Origin of the sequence: Paraburkholderia sp. J7 (assembly GCF_905220155.1) — a bacterium.
Classification (GTDB): domain Bacteria; phylum Pseudomonadota; class Gammaproteobacteria; order Burkholderiales; family Burkholderiaceae; genus Paraburkholderia.
In genome coordinates, this window is record NZ_CAJMYZ010000015.1 from 123,498 (window position 1) to 143,845 (window position 20,348).

Consider the following 20,348-nt stretch of genomic DNA (forward strand, 5'->3'; position numbering starts at 1 on the left):
CTATCATAGGTGCTCCCACTCGTACTGGAGCAGTCATGAACGCATGGAAACTCAAGGCCGGCAGCGGCCATGGCGCACTCGCGCGCACCGACTTCACGCCGCGCGCGCCCGGCCCGCATGACGTGGTCGTGAAGATTCACGCGGCTTCGCTCAACTATCGCGATCTGATGTTCGCGCGCGGCGATTACCTGGGGCTCGGCGACGCGGCGCTCGTGCCGGTTGCCGACGGCGCCGGCGAAGTGGTCGAAGTCGGCGCGGCTGTCACGCGCTTCAAAGCCGGCGACCGCGTGATCAACACCTACTTCCCGCATTGGGTGGACGGCGCGCCCACGCCCTCGAAAGTGCGCGAGACGCCCGGCGCGCAATTCGACGGCGTGCTGGCCGAACGCTTCGTCGCTGACGAAACCTCGCTCGTTTCGATTCCCGCGCACCTGAGCTACGAGGAGGCCGCGACGATCTCGTGCGCAGGCATCACGGCCTGGAACGCGATCTTCGTCGATGGCGAGGCGAAGCCCGGCGCGACCGTGGTGCTGCTCGGCACCGGCGGCGTGTCGATCTGGGCGCTGCAGCTCGCCCACGCGGCGGGCTTGCGGACCATCGTCACTTCGTCGAGCGACGAGAAGCTCGAGCGCGCGCGCTCACTTGGCGCGAATGAGACGATCAATTATCGTTCGCACCCCGAATGGCAGAACGAAGTGCTGAAGCTCACAGGCGGCGAAGGCGCGGATATCGTCGTGGAAGTCGGCGGACGCGATACGCTGCCGCGCTCGGTGGCGGCCGCGAAGATGGGCGGGCTCGTTTCGATCATCGGCGGCGTGACGAGTTTCGCGGGCCCCGAACTCGGCCTGCTTCCGGTGATCGGCGGCTTCAAGCGGCTGCACGGCCTCATGGTCGGCAGCCGCACGATGCTCGACGACCTCACGCGTTTCATCGCCTCGCAGCAGATTCGCCCCGTGGTGGATCGCGTATTCGGTTTCGACGAAGCGCCCGAAGCTTACGCGTGGCTCGAAGCCGGCAAGCATTTCGGCAAGGTGGTGATACGCGTGGCGTGATGCGCTAGCGGCGCAGAAAAGCGAAGCGGGCACTCGAGGTGCCCGCTTCGTTTTGCTTGTGCCCGTCGCTTTAGAAGACCGGATGCCCGTTGATCACGCTAGGCAGCCACGTGGAGAAGAACGGAAAGTAGGTGACCAGATTGATCGCGCTGAAGATCGCGAGATAGTATGGCCACGCGACCTTGGTCGTCTCCCCGATCGACACGTCGCCGATTGCGCAGCCGATGAACTGCACCGAGCCGATTGGCGGATGCACGAGGCCCAGTGCGCAGTTCAGCAGGATCATGATGCCGAACTGCACCGGACCCACGCCGCTATGCATGGCGAGCGGCAGGAACAGCGGCGTCGTGATGAGGATGTGTGCCGCCATGTCGATGAACGTGCCCAGAAACACCTGGATGATGTTGATGTACAGAAGCATCAGCCAGGGAAGCGTCGTGGCATGTTCGAGCACGCGCTCGATGGCTTCCGGAATCTCCAGATACGCCATCTGGTAGCGCAGCATGTTCGACACCGCGATCAGCAGCAGCACCACGCCCGTGGTCTTGGCCGCGCGCGAGAGGGCGAAGAACAGCTTCTCTTTCGTCATCGTGCGATACACGACCACGGTGAGCGCGAGCGAATACACCACGGCAATCGCGGCCGCTTCCGTCGCGGTCGCAATGCCCCGCGCCACGCAGAAGAGAATGATCGCGATCACGAGCAAGCCAGGCAGCGCGCCGAGGAACGCTCGCACCACGGCGAGCCAGCCGGGGAACACCTGCAGTTTGGTCGAGCCGTCCGCGCTGAGCGGATAGCCAAAGCGGCGCGCCTGCCAGTACGCGGCAATCAGCACGAAGCCCATGACCCACAACACCGGCAGCAGCCCCGAGAACAGCAGGTCGCCAATCGACACGCCGCTCATCTGCTGACCATTCAGCGTGCCCGTAATGCCTTGCGCCGCGAATGCGTAGATGATCATGTTGGTCGAGGTCGGCATCAACGCGCCGGCGAGCGACGAGTGCGTCGTCACGTTGACCGCATAGGCGGCGCTATAGCCTTCGCGCTTCATGAGCGGAATGACCACGCCGCCCATGGCCGACGTATCGGCCGAAGGCGAGCCGGAAACACCGCCGAAGAGCGTGCACGCAACGACATTGGCCATGCCCAGGCCACCGCGGAAGTGCCCCACGGCGGCCTGGGCGAAGCGCAGAATGCGGTCGGCAATACCGCCGTGCAGCATCAACTCGCCGGAGAAGATGAAGAACGGCACGGCGAGAAACGAGAACGCGTTCATGCCCGAGATCATCGACTGCATGGCAGTCGCGGCCGGCAGTCCTTCGTAAAGGTACGTGCTGACGCAGGCGAGACCGAGCGAGAAAGAAACCGGCACCCCAAAGGCGAGGAGCACCAAGAAGCTGAGCGAAAGAATTGCGAGTTCCATGTTTGCCCTACTTTGCCTTGCGTACGAACAGCGCCAACAAATGCTCGAGCGAAAACAGCACGATGCAGGTGCCGGCCACGACCGGAATGACGTAGCGCACCGCTTCTGGCACGCCGAGAATCGCGATGCGGTCGTCCATGGTTGTTTCCGCCATTTGCAGGCAGCCGAAGAAAATCGCCCCGCCAAGCGCGATCAGGCAGACATGCTGAAACGCTTCTGCGATCAGTTGCCCCCGTGGGGAAAGCTTCTTGACGAGCGAATCGAGCCCGATATGCCCGCGCTCGCGCACCTTGAGCGCGGCGCCGAACATGGCGATGGTCACCACCAGCAGCAACGCGACCGGCTCCACGAAATCGGGTGCGCTCTCGAACACGTAGCGCATGATCACGCCGTAAAAGACGAGCACCGTCAGCGCGGCGAGCGCAACCGAGGCGACGATCGTCAGCAGGCGAAACAGTAAATCGTTGGGGAGTTTCAGGAAGGTCATGATCCACCCTTGCACGGTACAGACTTCACAACTGCGTTTTTCCGGCTCCGCGCCGCTTGCGGCGCGGAGCCCCGGGCTTTAGTGAATCGCCTGGATCTCGTCCACGATCTGCTTCATTTCGGGCGTCTTTTCATACTTCGCCCACACAGGCTGCATGGCCTTCACGAACGCTGCACGATCGACCTGCGTAGCCGGAACAATGGTCGCGCCGCCCTTTTGCACCGTCTTGCCCGCCGTGTCTTCGCGCGCCGTCCAGAGCTTCACGTAGTACGGCACCGAGTCGGCCGCCGCCTTCTTGATGACGTCCTGCTCCTGCGGCGTGAGCGTGTCCCATACCTTCTTCGAGAACACGAGCACTTCCGGCGTCATGGCGTGATCCGTTTCGGAATACACCTGCGCCACTTCGTAGTGCTTGGTTTCCTCGTACGACGGCAGGTTGTTTTCAGCCGCATCCACGAGGCCCGTCTTCAGGCCCGTATAGACTTCGGCGAACGGCATCGGCGTAGGCGTGCCGCCCATGGCCTTGATTTCGTCGACCATCAGGTCGGACGGTTGCACGCGCACCTTCAGGCCTTTCATGTCGGCCGGCGACTTGATCGGGCGCTTCGCGTAGATCGAACGCGCGCCGCTCTCGTAGAACGTCAGCGCGATCATGCCCTTCGCCTTGAACGCGTCGAGAATCTTCTGGCCTTCGGGGCCGTACATCACCTTGCGGAAATGGTCGATGTCGCGAAAGAGGAACGGCAGCGACGGAATCATCGACTCCGGCACGATCTCGTTGAACGCGGCGCCGTTGGCGCGAACCATGTCGAGCGCGCCAATGCGTACCTGATCGATCGTGTCGTTCTCCGAACCGAGCGCGCTGTTGCCGAACACCTTGACGGAGTCCTTGCCGCCCGTGGCCTGCGAAATCTCTTCGCCCATGTGCTTGATCGCCATGTTGGTCGGGAAGGAGTCGCTGTGCACGTCGGCTACGCGGAACACGCGCGCGTGCGCGGCGCCGGCGGTCAGTGCGAGAGCCGCTGCCAGAACCGTCATTGCGGTCTTTGCGGTGCGTGCAGTGCGTGCGTTGCGAAAGGTTTTTTTCATCGCTTGCCCCAAGAATGGAAGAGTTGTTTTCAAGCCGTGTTTGGGCTGATTAGCTGGCCAACCGGGTGTCTCAGAACCGGTGGATGATGCCTGCACCTACAGCGACCATGCTGCGTGACGAAGACGGCGTGGTCTGGAAGCCATCGCCAATCGTCGCGGTCGCGTTGATGATTTGGGTACCGTTGCCCGCCGGCGTGAGGGTCTTGCCGTTTGCACGCTGGAAAGCCTGCAACGCGTAAAGTCCCGTGCGCTTGGAAAGCGTGTAGTACTCCGAGAGATTGAACTGCTGGTATTGCGCGCTGCTCGTGATGCCGTTGGCTCGCGTTGCGCGCGTGTAGCTGTAGCCCGTCGCGAAGTCCCACGTCGGAGCCGGCTTCCAGTGCAGGACGACGCCGCCCGTATTGAAGATCGCGGTGTCGTGGAAGCCCGATCCCACGCCGGGGATGTACTGCACATTCGAGTAAGTCGCGGTGAGATCGAACTGGCTGTTGAACGTATAGCCCGCGCCCACGGCGAAGCGCTGCTGTGCGCGCGCCGACTGGTAGCCGTAGGTGACGGCGGAAATGCCGGGCTGCGCGCCCGCGTTGGACGTGGTCGTATCGGCACCGAAGGCGCCGCCGTTCACGTTCGAGTTGTTGATGCGCGAGAAGCCCACTGCCATGCCGAACGGCCCCATGGCGTACTGTGCCGCGGCGGTCCAGGTCGAGCCTTGCGTCACGCTGCCGGGGACGCCGGCGAGCGAGTACGAACCGCTCACCGTGAAGCCGTAGATCTTCGGCGATGTGTACAACAGCGTGTTATTGGCGCGATAGATCGTGTCGAGACCGTCGAGATCGCCCGGATGCGCGCCGTAGAAACCGGTGAGCCACGTGGTCGGGCTGTACGGCGAAAGCATCTGGTAGTACGAAGCGTACTGGCGGCCCGCCGTGAGCGAACCGTAGGTGGGATTGGTCACGCCCACGAACGCTTGCCGGCTGAACATGAGCCCGCTCGTCGATTGCGCGCCGGTTGCGCTGTTGAAGCCTTGCTCGAGCTGGAAAATCGCCTTCGTGCCGCCGCCCAGGTCTTCGGCGCCCTTCAGGCCGAAGCGGCTGCCGGCCCACACGCCGTTGATCATCTTGACCGCCGAACGCCCGCCCGAGGTCGAACCGAGCGTCGTTTGACTCGACTGCCAGCCAATGCCCGTATCGACGATACCGTAGAGCGTGACACTGCTTTGCGCAAAGGCAGGCGCAGCACCTGCAATCGCCACCCCGACGACGGCGCACTTCAAACGGCGCGTATTCTCCGGCATTCTCCGATCTCCTTTTGTTCTTTATGTGTCACTTCGGGAAAACGTTTTCTTAAATTTAATGCGTTCCTTTCGAAATGGCTAGTAGGTAGTTACGCGGAGCGGCAGTGCGAAAGTGCGTGCCCTGGGCACGCGTGACGAGGCCGCCGGCCGTTGAAGAACGGCCAGCGAGCGGGTACTTCGCAGATCAGGGAATCAGCGGCAGGGAGCGGTCGAGTCGCGCACAACGAGGCGGGGTTCGAGCACGACCTGCTCGACATCCGCGCGGCCTGCGAGGACGTCAATGAGCTTTTGCATGGCCAGTTCGCCCATACGCTCGCTTTGCCCGTCGATCGTGGTCAGGCGCGGCTCCACGTATTCGCCATAGGGCACGTTGTCGATGCCCGCGACCGAGACATCCTGCGGTATGCGAAAGCCGAGTGACTTCGCTTCCTTCATGAAGCCAAGCGCGATGAGGTCGTTGTAGCAGATCACCGCCTGCGGGCGCTTCGGGCCCAGCATCACCCGCGAGCAGGCTTGCTCGCCCGCCTGGGCGGTCGGCGCGTGGGTCTCGTACACGTCGAGCGTGAGGCCGGCTTCGGCCAGCGCCTCGGTTGCGCCGGCAATCCGTTCGTCGTTGATGGTCGCCGCGGCGAAGCCGAGGTAGGCCACGTGGCGGTGCCCGAGATTGAGCAAATGACGCACCATCATGGAAGTCGCGAGCCGGTTGTCGAAGCCGACGGTGGGAATGTCGAGGCCGCGCACGGTCCTGAGCATGACGACCGGCTTACCCAGATTCATCGTCCACCTGGCGATCTCCTCGGACGCGCGCGAGCTGACGATCAGGCCGTCCACGCGCGGCGAAAGCGCTTCGATGAGCGAGCGCTCGCGTGCGAGATTTTCTTCGGCGTCCACGAGAAGCAGCGTGTAGTCGTGCTGAAGCGCGACGCGGTTCGCGCCCTTGACCACGTTCGTGAAGTGCGGGTTCGCGATGTCCAGAATGGCAACGCCGATGGTGCGCGTGCGCCCCGTGATCATTGAGCGCGCAAGCGGATTGGAGCGGTAGCCGAGCACCTCGATGGCGTCCTTGACCTTCGCTTCCACCGCCGGCGAAAAGCGTTGCGTGCCGTTCACGTACTTCGATACCGTCGCGACCGAGACGCCGGCCATCGCGGCGACATCGCGAATCGTCGGGGAACCACTTTTCATAGGTTGGCAGCGCCAGGGATGATCGACGGCGAGCATTGTCGCAGAAACGGACCTGGGGTGAACCCCGTATTCGGAGCAGGTATTCCTCCATTGACGCTGCGATTGCCGGTGGCTATATTCGGAAAACGTTTTCCATGCGTCCATCAATATCAAAATAATTCCCAGGGAGCCCTGATGTCGCAACACTCACTTTCCGCCAAACCGTTCGGCCGTCTTCTTCTTACCGGCGCGGGCGGCAATCTGGGCCGTCAGTTGCGCGGCGCGCTCGCGAACTGGGCCGACGTCGTTCGCGTGAGCGACATCACGGAACTGGGCGAGGCGGCGGCGCACGAGGAAACGCACCGCGTCGACCTCTCGGATCGCGAGGCGGTCATGCAACTCGTGGAAGGCGTGGATGCGATCGTGCACCTGGGCGGCATTTCCATCGACGCGCCGTTCGACGACCTGCTCGAAGCCAACATTCGCGGCACGTACAACCTTTACGAAGCCGCGCGCAAGCACGGCATCAAGCGCATCGTCTACGCGAGCTCCAATCACGTCACGGGCTTCCATCCGGTCACGAGCGTGCTCGATACCGACGCCGCGCACCGGCCGGACAGCTTGTACGGCGTGACGAAATGCTTCGGCGAATCGCTGTCGCGCTACTACTTCGATCGCTTCGGCATGGAAACGGTATGTCTGCGCATTGGTTCGTCGTTCGAAGAACCGAAGAACGCGCGCATGCTCGTCACGTTCCTGAGCTATCGCGACTTCATCGAACTCGTGCGCTGCTCGTTGTTCACCAACCGCGTGGGTCATGCTGTCGTGTATGGCGTGTCGGACAACCCGGCAAGCTGGTGGGACAACGGCAAGGCGGGTTTTCTCGGCTACCGGCCGCGCGACAGCTCGGCGGCGTACGCCGAGCGCTTCCCGGCGACCGCGCCGAACGCCGAGCCTGGCGACGCCGCGCAGCAGTATCAGGGCGGACCGTTCGTGCTTGGCGAGCCGATGCAAGGCGCCGAGGGCTAAGCGGGCGCCCGGTCTGCTGTGCATGCTGGAGAACCGGCTCGATAACCTGAAGGCAGACCGCCCTGGCCGCGAAGCGGCTGGGCGGGATCACGCCGCGCCGGACAGTTAGTTGCAGCTTTGCATGGCAACCTGATCGTCGTCACTCACCTGCTACCGCACTCTCCTGGCACCAGATACAACCTACAGACTGTATTTTCAAATTACAGTCTATGGTTTGTATTTTTACTTTACAACGTATAGACTGTATTCCACTGCGCCGCGCGTTTCCGTTTGCATCGGCCGTTGCTTCCGTTTGCATCCGCATCTAGCCGCCCGGAGTTGCCGTGGACTACCCTCTCAAGACCCTGAGCCAACTGCGCCCGATTCTCGTCGGCTTCCGCAAGAAAGCCGGCCTCACCCAGAAAGACGTGGCCGCGCGGCTCGGCATCTCGCAGCAAAGCTATGCCGCGTTCGAGGCGAATCCCGAAGCGGCGAGCGTCGAGCGGCTCGTTCGGGTTCTGCGACTCGTCGACGTCGAAATCAAGTTCGGCGCGCCCGAAGCCAAGGCTGCGCCGGTCGCGGCGAAAGCCGCGCCCCGCCCGGCCAAAGCTCCCGCGGCCACAGCCACGATGCCGAGCGCGGCCAAGCCGCCGGCCGTCCGCAAAAGCAACCGGGAAAACACCCGCACGCGCACCCGCACCACGCAGGCGGCCGAAGTCCCGCCGCGCCAGTCCGCCACGCGCCGCAAGCCGAGGGAGAACTGGTGAGCGCACGCCCCCGTCTACCCAACCGGCTCGACCTGTGGATGAACGGCCTGCCCGTGGGCTACTGGGAGAGCGCGCGCGGCAACGAGCGCCTCGTGTATCTCGACAGCTGGCTCGACGACCCGCAAGGCCGCCCCCTCTCGCTCTCGCTGCCGTTCACCCCCGGCAACCAGCCCTACCGCGGCCAGATCGTCGCGGACTATTTCGACAATCTGCTGCCGGACAGCGACCGCATTCGCAGGCGTATCGCCGCGCGCTACCAGACGGGCGGTACCTCGCCGTTCGAGTTGCTCGCCGCGCTCGGCCGCGATTGCGTGGGCGCGCTGCAGATTCTCCCCGCTGGCGTTGCGCCCACGAGCCTCAGGAGCATCAAGGGGCGAGCGCTGAGCGAAGGCGACATCGCACAACTGCTGCGCGAAACCACCGCCACGCCGCACGCGGGCGAGCACGACTCCGTGGACAGCCTGCGGCTTTCCATCGCCGGGGCGCAGGAAAAGACCGCGCTGCTGTGGCATGGCGGCCAGTGGCTGCTTCCCGAAGGCAGCACGCCGACCACGCATATCCTGAAGCTGCCGCTCGGGCTCGTCGGCAACATGCGCGCCGACATGCGTACCTCGGTGGAAAACGAGTGGCTGTGCACGCAAATCATCGCGGCCTACGGCTTGCCCGTCGCGCCCTGCGAAATCGGGCAATTCGAGGATATGAAGGCGTTGGTCGTGGAGCGATTCGACCGGCGTCTTGCCAGCGACGGCAAATGGATCGTGCGCCTGCCGCAGGAGGACCTGTGCCAGGCCACGGGCACGTCCGGGCTCGCCAAATACGAAACCGACGGCGGCCCGGGCATCGACGCGATCATGCAAGTGCTGGATGGCTCCGCGCAGGCCACGGCCGACCGCCGCCACTTTTTCGTCACGCAAATCGTCTTCTGGCTGCTCGCGGCAACGGACGGCCACGCGAAGAACTACAGCATTGCACTGCTGCCCGGCAGCGAGTACACCGCTACGCCGCTCTACGACGTGCTCAGCGCGCATCCTGTCGTCGGCCGCGGCCGTAACCATATTGCGCCGCAGCGCGTGAGCCTCGCGATGGCCGTGTGCGGGCGCAACCGGCACTATCGCGTCGAGGAGATCTATCCCCGGCACTGGATCGCGCAAGGCCAGCGCGTGGGATACGCCGCGCCGGAAGTCGAAGCGATGCTCGCGCAGGTGGCGGCGCAAACGCCGCGCGTGATCGAAGCCGTCTCGGCGCAGATTCCCGCCGGTTTTCCGGAAGACGTAGCCGACGCCGTTTTCGCCGGCATGCGCAGGCTCGCCGCGCGGCTTACCGCCGGGCTCACGAATTAAGCGCAATCACCCGCATGCGAAATCCTCGTCGTCGATCGCGCGCGTGAGCAGGTCGAGAAAAGCCTGCATGGTCTGCGGCAGCGTGCGGCCCGCCATCGTCTGGATCTGCAGTGTGCGCTGATGCAGCTCCGGGTTCGAGAGCGTCACGGCGGCAAGACCCTCCACCTCGAGACGGCCGCGCACGGTTAGAAAACCGGTGAACGTCACGGCATCGGTCAGGCGTACGAATCTTTGCAGTGCGACATGATAGTTGCTGACGAACACCGGCTCGAAGATCAACCCTTCGAGACTGCACGCAATGTCGATGAGCTGGCGGATCGTTACGCCCTGGTTGTTCATGGCAACCGGCCACGGCATCAAGTCGCGCAACGAAAGCGACTCGCGCGCCGCCAGCGGATGATCGTGCCGCATGAGCGCAAATATCGGTGCGCGCTGCGAATAGTGCACGGCAATTTCTTTCTCCGGCGCGAGGCTGAAGCACAGCGCGATATCGGCCGTACCTTCTCTCACGCGCTGCGTTGCAACAGAAGGCGCCGACACGTCCAGCTGAAAATGCGTTTGCGGCCAGGTCCGGAGAAAGTGCGCGAAAACCTGCGGCAGAAAATCCGGTGCGAGGCCTTCGGAACTCGCAACGCGTATGGTCGCGCGGCCACCCTCGCTTAAGCCCCGAATCTCGCCGACCACGCGATCCGTTTCGAGCAGGCTGCGCCGCGCGTGTTCGGCGAGCATGCGCCCCGCCTCGCTCAACACCATGCCGCGCGGCCGCCGCTCGAATAACGGCGTGCCGAGTTCATCTTCGAGCCGGCTGATCTGGCGGCTGAGCGCCGAAACGGCCACGTAAAGCCGTTCGGACGCCTTGCTCAGCGAGCCGCTGCGGGCCACTTCCAGAAAATAGCGCAGTGCGGTGTTGTCCATGTCGATGAGCGCGGTCTCGTTCGCTTTGCCGTTTCGGCAAAGATAAATCACAAATATTGTAATTGTGAAGAAATATCGGCGACTGCAGGATCGCTCGACGGCCTTAAAAACAGGGGGACGTGAGTTGACCCGTGACACCGCTATTCAAACCGCAGCCGGTCAATACGATTCAGGCCACTTCCTGAACGATCTGCGCCGCCGCGTGGCGTATCGCACCGAGAGCCAGGAGCCGGAAAGCGGCGAGCGCCTGCGCGGCTATCTGGACGAGGAACTCGCGCCGCTCCTTGTCGATTGGGGTTTCACCTACCGTGTCGTCGAGAACCCCGCCCAAGGCGCGGGCCCGTTCCTGATTGCGCATCGCCACGAAGACGACGCGCTGCCCACCGTGCTCAGCTACGGCCACGGCGACGTGGTGCGCGGCTACGACGCGCAATGGCGCACGGGCCTCACGCCGTGGGACGTGACCGTCGACGGCGAGCGCTGGTACGGCCGCGGCACCGCCGACAACAAAGGCCAGCACAGCATCAACCTCGCGGCGCTCAAGGCCGTGCTCGACGCGCGCGGCGGCAAGCTTGGCTTCAACCTCAAGCTGCTGTTCGAAACGGGCGAAGAAGTCGGCTCACCGGGCCTGCACGAACTGTGCACGCAACTACGCGACGAACTCGCCGCCGACGTGCTGATCGCCTCCGACGGCCCGCGCCTGAGCGCGCACCGCCCGACGATCTTTCTCGGCTCGCGCGGCCTCGTCAATTTCAAGCTCGAACTGACGCTGCGCGAAGGTGGCCACCATTCGGGCAACTGGGGCGGCCTCTTGCGCAATCCGGGCGTCGTGCTCGCAAACGCGATCGCCTCGATGGTCGACGCGAACGGCAAGATTCTCGTAGAAGGTCTGCGCCCGCCACCCATTCCGGAATCCGTACGCCGCGCGCTTGCCGATATTCGTGTGGGCGGCAATCCGGGTGAGCCCGAGGTCGATCGCGACTACGGCGAGCCGGGCCTCACGTCCACCGAGCGTGTGTTCGGCTGGAACAATCTCGAAGTGCTCGCGTTTCGCACCGGCAACCCCGAAAAGCCCGTGAACGCAATTCCGCCGCACGCGATCGCTTACATGCAGATTCGCTTCGTCGTCGGCACAGACTGGCAAAACCTCGAACGCATCGTGCGCGCGCACCTCGACGCGCACGGCTTCGACATGATCGAACTCGACGTGGAGCGCGGCGCGCCGGCCACGCGTGTCGATCCCGACAACGCGTGGGTGCAATGGGCGCTGCGCTCGCTGCGCGAAACCACGGGAGCCGAACCCGTGCTGTTGCCGAACCTGGGCGGGACGCTCCCCAACGATGTATTCGCCGACGTGCTCGGCATGCCCACGCTGTGGGTGCCGCATTCGTATCCAGGCTGCTCGCAGCACGCACCGAACGAGCACCTGCTCGGCCCGGTCGTGCGCGACGGGCTGCGCATCATGGCTGGCCTTTTCTGGGACCTCGGCGCAAGAGAAGCCGGTGCGTCCAACCCCGCACCGCATCCAACAACGCTTGCATGAGGACGTCGCAATGAGCATCGATTCCCTTCCCGCGCATCACGGCAGCGAGCCCTGGTCCGAGCCCACGCGAAGCACTTCGGGCAAGAACGTCTCGCGGCTCATCATTGCGACTTCGATCGGCAACGCGCTCGAGTTCTACGACCTGCTCGCGTATGGCTACTTCGCCACGACGCTCTCCAAGCTCTTCTTCCCCGTTCACAACGCGACGATATCGCTGCTGCTGACACTCGGCACATTCGCGCTCTCGTACCTCGCGCGGCCATTCGGCGCGCTCGTGCTCGGCTCGTACAGCGACCGCAAGGGCCGCAAGGCGTCGCTCACGCTCTCCATTGCGATGATGACGATCGGCACCGGCATGGTCGCGCTCATGCCCACCTACGCGACGATCGGCATACTCGCGCCCATCGGCATTTTTGCGTCGCGCCTGCTGCAAGGCTTTTCGGCGGGCGGCGAGTTCGGCAGTTCGACCGCCTTCCTGGTCGAGCACGCGCCGCAGCGCAGCGGCTTCATGTCCAGCTGGCAGTTCTCGAGCCAGGGTGCGAGCACGCTGCTCGTCTCCTTGTTCGGCGCCGTGCTCACGGGCGCGCTCACGCAGCCGCAGCTCGAAAGCTGGGGCTGGCGCGTTCCATTCCTGTTCGGTGTGCTAATTGGGCCAGTGGGTCTCTATATCCGCAAACGCATGGACGAAACGCCCGAATTCGAGCGCGTCGAGAAAGCCGAGTCGCCCGTGCGCGAATTGTTCGCCACGCAAAAGGCCCAAGTGATTGCATCGATCGGGGTGCTGATACTGACCACATCGGCTCAATACGTGCTCCTCTATATGCCGACCTATGCGGCTCGACAGCTTGGCCTCGCGCCTTCGTCGGGCTTTATCGCCACGCTCGTGGCCGGCCTGATCGCCATCGTGCTCACACCCATTGTGGGCCACTGGTCGGACAAGATAGGCCGCACGCGCATCATGTTCGTGGCGGGCGTGCTGTTCCTGCTCACCGTCTATCCGGCGTTCATGCTCATCAACGCGTATCCTTCGCTCTCCACGCTGCTGGCCGCCGTGATCTGGGTCGCGGTGCTGAAGGTCGTGTATTTCGCCTCGATTCCGGCGCTCATGGCAAGCTTCTTCCCCACCCGCACGCGCACCACGGGCATGGCGCTCGCCTACAACGTCGGGACGACCGTGTTCGGCGGCTTCACGCCGCTGGCCGTGGCCTCGCTCATTGCTGCGACGGGCAATAATCTCGCGCCGGGACTCTGGTTGATGTTCGCGGCTGTGTTGAGCCTCGCTACGTTGATCTGGGCACGCGTAAAACTGGGCGCCCGTTGAACCGGCGCCGTACAGGAACACGAAAGGGAAACCCGCACGTATGTCACACGATTTGCCGCAAGAAGTTCAGGACGCCATTCAGTTTTCCGTCGATCACGAATCGGCATGGGACCGCCACGCCGACGGCAACTTCGGCGTGCACGTGAACGACCCGCCGCCGTGGAACCGCTTGCTCGGCCCTATCCACGACCGCGGCCCCGTGTCCGGCGCCATTGCCGTGGGTGGCCGCCCGCTCGCGCAATGGGGCGAGCCTGACCGGCCGGACCTGACCTTCAGCATTGCGAAGACGTATCTGGCGTTACTTGCGGGCGTAGCCCACGATCAGGGCCTCTTGCCCGATCCCGATGAGCCTGTACGCGTGCGCGTGCCCGGCATCGGCTTCGACGACGACCACAATGCGACCGTGACGTGGACGCACCTGCTGCAACAGACGAGCGAGTGGCAAGGCAAGTGCTTCGGCCTTTCCGATCAAGCCGATCACTATCGCGCCGTCACCTTCGGCGAGCCGCCCGACGGAAAGAAAGGCGATTTACGCCCGTTGCAGGCGCCCGGCACGTATTGGGAATACAACGACGTGCGCATCAACCAGCTCTCGCTCGCGCTGCTACATCTGTTCGGTCGTTCGTTACCCGATGTATTTCGCGAAACGATCATGCGGCCCGTTGGCGCGAGCGAAAACTGGCAATGGGTCGGCTACGACGACGCATGGATCGAGCTGGGCGGCAAACGCGTGCAATCGGTGCCGGGCGGCTCGCATTGGGGCGGCGGCATGTCGGTGAGCGCCAACGACCAGTTGAAGGTCGCGCAGATGCTGCTCGACGATGGCGTAGCCTCGGGCCGCCGCGTGCTCTCGAGCGAATGGATCGCGCGCATGCGCTCGCCCTGCCCGCTTGCGCCGTTCTACGGCTCGCTCGTCTGGCTCAATACGGAGCGGCGCATGTTCCCGAGCGCGCCCGAGTCAAGCTATTTTGGCGTAGGCGCCGGCAGTTCGTTCATGTGGATCGAGCCCGAGCGCAAGATCGCGCTGATCGTGCGCTGGCTCGATTCACAATTCGCCGATGCGTTCTTCGGCAAGATGCTGCACGCAGTGGACGCCGTATGCGCACGATAGCCCATTGAATCGCGCATCAGCGCAGCGCCATGTCCAGCACTCTCGCCACATGCAGCGCTGTGGCGTTCGCGCCGTCGTGGATCTGGTGGCGGCAACTCGTGCCGTCCGCCACGACGAGATCGGCACGATCCGCCTGGCGCACGGCGGGCAACAGCGAAAGCTCGGCCATCGCCAGCGATGCTTCGTAGTGCTCCGCTTCGTAGCCGAAGCTCCCTGCCATCCCGCAGCATGACGATTCGATCGGCTTCACCTCCAGCCCCGGAATCCAGCCCAGTACGGTGAGCACGGGCCGGAAGGCGTCGAACGCTTTCTGATGACAGTGGCCGTGCACCCACGCGCGCGGCGCGTCGAGCGCGTGCAAGGGCAGATCGAATCGACCCGCGCCTTTCTCGCGCACGAGAAATTCCTCGAACAGGAACGCCGCGGCAGAAAGTTCTCGGGCCTCGTCGCCGTAGCCGTATTGCAGGAACTCGTCGCGCATCGAGAGCAGGCACGAGGGTTCGAGCCCGACAATCGAAACGCCACGCGCGACGAACGGTATGAGCGTATCAAGTAGCCGCCGCGCCTCGCGCTTCGCCTCGTCCACCAGACCCGCTGCGAGGAGCGTGCGGCCACAGCACAGCGGACGTTCTTCGCCGCGCACGTTGTAGTGCACGAAATAGCCGGCCGCTTCGAGCACCCGTTGCGCGGCGCGCGCGTTTTCAGGCTCGAAGTTGTCATTGAAGGTATCGACGAACAGCACCACCTCTTTGGTTGCCGCTGCTGCGTCCTGGCTTGCGCCCGTGACCTCCGAAAGGAACGATGGCTGGAACTGCGGCAGCGAGCGTTGCGGCGCGAGACCGAGCGCGCGCTTCACCCATGCATTGACCAAAGGAATGCGCTCGCCGGCCACCGCCAGGCCGCCCGCTTTTGCTGCACGACGCGCATAGCGCGGCAAGAACGCGATCATCTTCTCGCGCAGCTTCAGGCCGTGCTTCGTATTCCACGCCGCGCGCGCCTCGATCTTCAGCTTCGCCATGTCCACGCCGGTCGGGCAGTCGCGCTTGCAGCCCTTGCACGACACGCACAGGTCGAGCGTGTCCTTGACTTCGTCGCTCGCAAGCCCGTCCTCGCCCAACTGCCCCGAGATTGCGAGCCGCAACGTGTTCGCGCGGCCGCGTGTCACGTGCTTCTCGTCTTTCGTCACGCGATAGCTCGGGCACATCGTGCCCGCGTCGAACTTGCGGCAGTGGCCGTTGTTGTTGCACATCTCCACGGCTTTCGCGAGGCCGCCAGTCAAGTCGTCGCCGCTGCCGGGCGGCGTTTCAACGCCCGTTAGCGGATCGCGCTTCGCGTCCCACGCCGACCAGTCGAGCATCGGCCGCATCTGGCGCTCGCGATATCCCGGCGCGAAGCGGAACAGCTTTGCGTCGTCCATCTTCGGCGGGCGCACGATCTTGTCGGGATTGAAGCGATTCTCGGGGTCGAATATCTGCTTGATCTCCGTGAACGCCTGGTTGATCTTCGGTCCGTACTGCCAGGCAATCCATTCGCCGCGGCACAGGCCGTCGCCGTGCTCGCCCGAAAACGCGCCCTTGTACTCGCGCACGAGTTCCGCGGCCGCTTCGCCTATCGCACGCATTTTCGCTGCGCCGTCGCGGCGCATGTCGAGAATCGGGCGCACGTGCAGCGTGCCGACGCTCGCGTGCGCGTACCATGTGCCCTCGGTGCCGTGCTGATGAAAGATTTCGGTCAGGCGGCTCGTGTACTCCGCGAGATGTTCGAGCGGCACCGCGCAGTCTTCGATGAACGAGACCGGCTTGCCGTCGCCCTTCATGCTCATCATGATGTTCAGGCCGGCCTTGCGCACTTCCCACAGCGCCTTTTGCTCGTTCGCGTCGGTCATCCTCACAACCGAGTCCGGCAGGCCGAGGTCGCCCATCAGTTCGACGAGACCATCGAGGCGGCGCACCTGATCGTCACGATTGTCGCCGGCGAATTCGACCAGCAGGATCGCATCGGGCCTGCCCACCAGCGCCTTTTCGATCACCGGCTTGAAGCCCGGATTGCCAAGCGCGAGTTCGATCATCGTGCGATCGACCAGTTCCACCGCAGTCGGCATGAGCTTGACGATGTGCTGCGCGGAGTCCATCGCCTGCCAGAAGGTCGGAAAGCTCACTACGCCCAGCGTTTTGTGCGCGGGCAGCGGCGCGAGCTTCAGCGTGATCTGCCGGCTGAATGCGAGCGTGCCCTCGGAGCCCACGAGCAGATGCGCGAGATTCGCCACGCCGTCGTCGGTATAGGCGAGCGGGTTCTGGCAGTCGAACAGGTCGATGTTGTAGCCGGCCACGCGGCGCAACACCTTCGGCATGCGTTCGGCAATTTCGCCGCGCTCGCGTGTGGCGATGCGTTGCACGCCTTCGAGCAGTGCCGCGAGGCGCGCGCCTTCCTGCGGCTTCTTCAGCGACTGGAAACGGGCCTCGCTGCCGTCCGCGAGAATCGCGTCGATGCCGAGCACGTTGTGCACCATGTTGCCGTACTCGATCGAACGCGAGCCGCACGAATTGTTGCCCGCCATGCCGCCAATCGTGCACTGCGCGGCCGTCGAAACGTCCACGGGAAACCACAGCCCGTGCGGCTTGAGCCACGCGTTCAGATGATCGAGCACGACGCCCGGCTCGACTGTCACCGTTCGCGCTCCGGCATCGAAATCGACGATGTTGTTGAGCCACTTCGACGTGTCGATCACGAGCGCTTCGCCCACCGTCTGCCCGCACTGGCTCGTACCCGCGCCACGCGCCAGCACCGGCGCATGCGCGATACGCGCCACTTCCAGCGCGGCGCGCAAGTCGTCCTGATCGCGCGGCACCACCACGCCGATGGGCATGATCTGGTAGATCGAAGCGTCGGTTGCGTAGCGGCCGCGGCTCGCGGCGTCGAAGAACACGTCGCCGCGCACGGCTTCGCGCAGGCGACGCGCGAGCGGCGAGCCATGGCCCGCGCTCGAGGGAACCAGATGAATCGGCTTGACCAGCATGCCAGAGGTGCGTGCGCCTTCCATTGCCGTTCACACTCCCTGACGAGAACCTGCGGGCGCTTCAGCCTGCTTGCCCAGCTCGAAACGGCTTTCGGGCTGCATGCGGAACGCGAGAATCACGCCGCACCCCATCAGCACCATGCTGCCCACGAACGGCAGATCCCAGTTGCCAAAGCGGTCGATCAGAAAGCCGCCCACCACGGGCGAGATGATCGCGGCCAATGCCGAGCCCGTGTTCATCATGCCGCTCGCCGTGCCCGAGAATTCCGGTGCGATGTCCATGGGAATCGCCCACATCGGGCCGATGGTCATTTCGGCGAAGAAGAAACCCGCCGCGAGACAGGTCATCGAAATAACCGGGTCATGGACGAACATCAGCGGCACCAAAACGATCAACGTGATGAGCATGCACACCGAGACCATCCAGCTGCGCGCGCGCTTGAGGTTGCCGGTGCGCTTGAGGAGCCAGTCGGTCACGAGGCCGCCGAGCGTGTCGCCGACCACGCCCGCGAGGAACACCACCGATGCGAAGATCGCCGACTTGCCCAACTGCAGGTGATAGTTGTGCAGGAAGTATTGCGGAATCCAGCTCAGGAAAAGCCACAGCGTCCAGCCGTAGCAGAAGTAGACGATCGTCACCGGAATCATGCGCTTGAAGAGCGCCATCCACGGCAGGCCCGTCGCGCGCGGCTTGGGCGGCGGCAAAATGGCGAGTTCGGCCTCGGTAATGCGCGGGTGATCCTTCGGGTGCTCGGTGAACGTGAACGCCCACACCACCACCCACAGCAGGCTGAGCGCGCCGCAGACGTAGAACGATTCGCGCCAGCCGTAGCGCGCCATCACGAGCACCACGACTGCGGGCGCCACCGCATTGCCGATGCGCGACGCGGAGTGCGTGATGCCCTGCGCGAAGCCGCGCCGCTCTTTTGCGACCCAGCGCGACATGGCCGAGGTCGAGGCGGGAAACGTTGCGCCCTCACCGAAACCGAGCAAAAGGCGCGCGGCGAGCAGGGAGGCGAGACCGCCCGCCATGCCCGTGAGCACCGTGGCCACACCCCACACAGCGCCGCAGAAAAGCAGCGTGCGGCGCGCGCCGAAGCGGTCGCTCACCCAGCCGCCAATGATCTGAAACAGCAGATACGGATACGCAAACGCCGAAAAAACCAGCCCTACTTCGGTGTGCGATAGCTGGAACTCCTTGCCGAAGCCCGCCGCCGCCGTGCTCACGTTCACACGATCGAGGTAGGTGATGAAGTACATGATGCAGAGCATGATCAGCACGATGCTGCTCGCGCTCGTCAATCGATACCGTTTCATCGTCTGTCTCCGTTGCTGGTTCTATCGGCCGCTTCGCCCTTCTTGCAGGGGCGTCCGGCATGGGAACAACCTGGGACAACCTAGGAAATCAGCCTGTCATGCCGCGCCCCGTGCGCGGCATGTGCGTCTTATGTGAGAAAAACGCCTGCTTCAGGCTGCTTTCAGCGAAACCACATTGGGCTGCGCCGCCAGATATTCCATCGCCGCCGGCAAGCCGCTGTCCCTCAAGGGCACGCTCGCAATGCGCAGGCCCATCTCGCAGCCGGCCAACGCGGCCAGCAGCGTGAGATCGTTGCAGTCGCCCAGGTGCCCGATGCGGAACATGCGCCCCTTGACCTTGCCAAGGCCCGTACCGAGCGAAAGATCGAAGCGCTCGTAGATGATCTTGCGAACCGCGTCCGCGTCCACGCCTTCGGGCATCATCACGCCCGTGAGCACCGGGCTGTAGACGGCGGGGTCGGCGCACTGGATCTCGAGGCCCCACGCGCGCACCGCGCGCCGGCACGCTTCACCCAGGCGCTGATGCCGCGCGAATACGTTGTCGAGCCCTTCGTCCTGCAGCATGTCGAGCGCTTCGGAAAGGCCGTAGAGCAGGTTCGTGTTGGGCGTGTACGGCCAGTAGCCGCTCTTGTTCATCTCGATGATCTCGGTCCAGCCCCAGAAGCTGCGCGGCAGCTTTGCCTGCTCGCTGGCCGCCAGCGCCTTCGCCGAAACCGCATTGAAGCTGATGCCCGGCGGCAGCATGAGGCCCTTCTGCGAGCCGGAGACGGTCACGTCCACGCCCCATTCGTCGTGCCGGTAGTCCGCGCTCGCGAGGCCAGAAATCGTGTCGACGAGCAGCAGCGCCGGATGCCCGGCGGCATCGATTGCGCGGCGCACCGCGGCGATGTCGGAGGTCACGCCGGTCGACGTTTCGTTGTGCACCACGCAAACCGCCTTGATCGCGTGCTGCGCATCTTCGCGCAGGCGCTTTTCGATCATGTCGGGCTGCACGCCGCGCCGCCAGCCTTCAATGCCAGGCAGGCCGAGAAACTCCGGCTTCAGGCCAAGGCGCTCGGCCATCTGCTTCCATAACGTCGCGAAATGACCCGTTTCATACATCAGCACCGTGTCGCCGGGGCTCAGCGTGTTGGTGAGCGCGGCTTCCCACGCGCCGGTGCCGGAGGCCGGATAGATCACCACCGGCTGCTGGGTCTTGAAGATCTTCTTGATACCGTCCAGCACCTTGAGTCCGAGCACGCCGAACTCGGGGCCGCGATGGTCGATGGTCGGATAGCTCATCGCGCGCAGGATGCGATCGGGCACCGGGCTCGGGCCGGGAATCTGCAGGAAGTGACGACCAGCGGGATGGAAATCGAGCTTCAACATGCAATCGCTCCTGTTTTTGAATTTTGCATGCAAAAAACTATAATCCAGTCAGCCCTTACGTAGACAGAGAATTCCGATGTGGTTTACCCCAATCACAGCATGCTTCTTTGGGGTCCTGTCCTTGGGCTAGAAT

Annotated in this window: 16 protein-coding genes; 7 read left to right on the forward strand and 9 right to left on the reverse strand. The window is 64.1% G+C overall.

Features of this window, described 5'->3' with window-relative positions; genetic code table 11:
* Positions 1–35: 35 nt before the first annotated feature.
* Positions 36–1,052 (forward strand): NAD(P)-dependent alcohol dehydrogenase, encoded by a 1,017-nt coding sequence (locus tag U5A58_RS24105; protein ID WP_321963330.1) that lies wholly within the window; start codon positions 36–38, stop codon positions 1,050–1,052.
* Positions 1,053–1,122: 70 nt separating this feature from the next.
* On the opposite strand, the gene U5A58_RS24110 is transcribed toward U5A58_RS24105, so the two are convergent.
* From U5A58_RS24110 to U5A58_RS24130, 5 genes are all read right to left on the reverse strand, one after another.
* Complete coding sequence (locus U5A58_RS24110; protein WP_321963331.1) at positions 1,123–2,475, reverse strand: TRAP transporter large permease; 1,353 nt, start codon at positions 2,473–2,475, stop codon at positions 1,123–1,125.
* Between the two features lie 7 nt (positions 2,476–2,482).
* Positions 2,483–2,962, reverse strand: coding sequence for a TRAP transporter small permease (locus U5A58_RS24115; protein ID WP_321963332.1), 480 nt, complete (start codon positions 2,960–2,962; stop codon positions 2,483–2,485).
* A 78-nt stretch (positions 2,963–3,040) separates the two neighbouring features.
* The gene (locus tag U5A58_RS24120) at positions 3,041–4,051 is read right to left on the reverse strand and encodes a TRAP transporter substrate-binding protein (protein WP_321963333.1); all 1,011 of its coding nucleotides are present in this window, start codon (positions 4,049–4,051) and stop codon (positions 3,041–3,043) included.
* Between the two features lie 70 nt (positions 4,052–4,121).
* Entirely contained in the window at positions 4,122–5,345 is a 1,224-nt protein-coding gene (locus tag U5A58_RS24125; protein ID WP_321913296.1) for a porin, read from the reverse strand.
* 192 nt (positions 5,346–5,537) lie between these two features.
* On the reverse strand, positions 5,538–6,530 hold the full coding sequence (locus U5A58_RS24130) for a LacI family DNA-binding transcriptional regulator (protein WP_321913295.1): 993 nt from the start codon (positions 6,528–6,530) through the stop codon (positions 5,538–5,540).
* A 174-nt stretch (positions 6,531–6,704) separates the two neighbouring features.
* Between U5A58_RS24130 and U5A58_RS24135 the strand changes: the two genes are divergently transcribed.
* The 3 genes from U5A58_RS24135 (at position 6,705) to U5A58_RS24145 (ending at position 9,624) form a co-directional block, all read left to right on the forward strand.
* On the forward strand, positions 6,705–7,538 hold the full coding sequence (locus U5A58_RS24135; protein WP_321963334.1) for an NAD(P)-dependent oxidoreductase: 834 nt from the start codon (positions 6,705–6,707) through the stop codon (positions 7,536–7,538).
* Between the two features lie 323 nt (positions 7,539–7,861).
* Positions 7,862–8,284, forward strand: coding sequence for a helix-turn-helix transcriptional regulator (locus tag U5A58_RS24140; RefSeq protein ID WP_321963335.1), 423 nt, complete (start codon positions 7,862–7,864; stop codon positions 8,282–8,284).
* Entirely contained in the window at positions 8,281–9,624 is a 1,344-nt protein-coding gene (locus U5A58_RS24145) for a type II toxin-antitoxin system HipA family toxin (RefSeq protein ID WP_415774285.1), read from the forward strand. Before U5A58_RS24140 ends, U5A58_RS24145 begins: the two co-directional genes overlap by 4 nt.
* 6 nt (positions 9,625–9,630) lie before the next feature.
* Here the strand turns inward: U5A58_RS24145 and U5A58_RS24150 are convergent, their stop codons facing one another.
* Positions 9,631–10,539: a LysR family transcriptional regulator gene (locus U5A58_RS24150; RefSeq protein ID WP_321963336.1), complete on the reverse strand. Its 909-nt coding sequence runs from the start codon at positions 10,537–10,539 to the stop codon at positions 9,631–9,633.
* A gap of 124 nt (positions 10,540–10,663) precedes the next feature.
* On the opposite strand from U5A58_RS24150, the gene U5A58_RS24155 reads away from it, so the two are divergent.
* Genes U5A58_RS24155 through U5A58_RS24165 form a run of 3 tightly spaced genes read left to right on the forward strand, consistent with a single transcriptional unit; the run spans position 10,664 to position 14,514 of the window.
* Complete coding sequence (locus tag U5A58_RS24155; RefSeq protein WP_321963337.1) at positions 10,664–12,082, forward strand: M20 family metallopeptidase; 1,419 nt, start codon at positions 10,664–10,666, stop codon at positions 12,080–12,082.
* A 10-nt stretch (positions 12,083–12,092) separates the two neighbouring features.
* Entirely contained in the window at positions 12,093–13,403 is a 1,311-nt protein-coding gene (locus tag U5A58_RS24160; protein ID WP_321963338.1) for an MFS transporter, read from the forward strand.
* Between the two features lie 40 nt (positions 13,404–13,443).
* Complete coding sequence (locus tag U5A58_RS24165) at positions 13,444–14,514, forward strand: serine hydrolase domain-containing protein (protein ID WP_321963339.1); 1,071 nt, start codon at positions 13,444–13,446, stop codon at positions 14,512–14,514.
* 16 nt (positions 14,515–14,530) lie between these two features.
* Here U5A58_RS24165 and U5A58_RS24170 read toward each other — a convergent pair whose 3' ends face one another.
* The 3 genes from U5A58_RS24170 to U5A58_RS24180 all read right to left on the reverse strand — a co-directional run bounded on the left by U5A58_RS24170 (position 14,531) and on the right by U5A58_RS24180 (position 20,215).
* Positions 14,531–17,554, reverse strand: coding sequence for an FAD-binding and (Fe-S)-binding domain-containing protein (locus U5A58_RS24170; RefSeq protein ID WP_321963340.1), 3,024 nt, complete (start codon positions 17,552–17,554; stop codon positions 14,531–14,533).
* A 6-nt stretch (positions 17,555–17,560) separates the two neighbouring features.
* Complete coding sequence (locus tag U5A58_RS24175; protein ID WP_321963341.1) at positions 17,561–18,847, reverse strand: MFS transporter; 1,287 nt, start codon at positions 18,845–18,847, stop codon at positions 17,561–17,563.
* Between the two features lie 150 nt (positions 18,848–18,997).
* Positions 18,998–20,215, reverse strand: a complete 1,218-nt coding sequence (locus tag U5A58_RS24180) for a pyridoxal-phosphate-dependent aminotransferase family protein (protein ID WP_321963342.1) — start codon at positions 20,213–20,215, stop codon at positions 18,998–19,000.
* Positions 20,216–20,348: the final 133 nt, after the last annotated feature.